The organism is Nocardioides abyssi, assembly GCF_030412915.1.
Lineage (GTDB): Bacteria > Actinomycetota > Actinomycetes > Propionibacteriales > Nocardioidaceae > Nocardioides > Nocardioides abyssi.
Map to the genome: position 1 here is coordinate 1 of NZ_JAUHJR010000090.1, position 308 is coordinate 308.

Here is a 308-nt window from a genome sequence, read left to right on the forward strand (position 1 = left end):
GGTTCTCCCATTTCGATTAAAACCTTTTTGAACGCGTAAAACTTGCAGCCATCGGCGTAAACGTTGTGCTGATAAACTTCGTCGGCGAACAGGAAGAGTTTTTCTTTGTAAGCGAATTTGATGATGGCCTCGATGTTCTCCCTGGACAGTACCTGGCCCGTCGGGTTTCCCGGGTTGATGACGACGATGGCCCTTGGGTTGCAGGTTTTTCGGGCTTCCGTTATCGAACGCTGCAATTCCGCGATATCCAGGCCCCAGTTTCGGGATTCGTCCAGGTAGTAACCCACCTGATGCATACCGAATTCGGC

1 protein-coding gene is annotated in these 308 nt (G+C 51.3%); it reads right to left on the reverse strand.

Annotated elements, in window-relative coordinates; translation table 11 throughout:
- The coding region (locus tag QWY29_RS20030; RefSeq protein WP_300962994.1) for an aminotransferase class I/II-fold pyridoxal phosphate-dependent enzyme at positions 1-287 on the reverse strand (287 nt) is incomplete at its 3' end.
- Between the last annotated feature and the right edge of the window lie 21 nt (positions 288-308).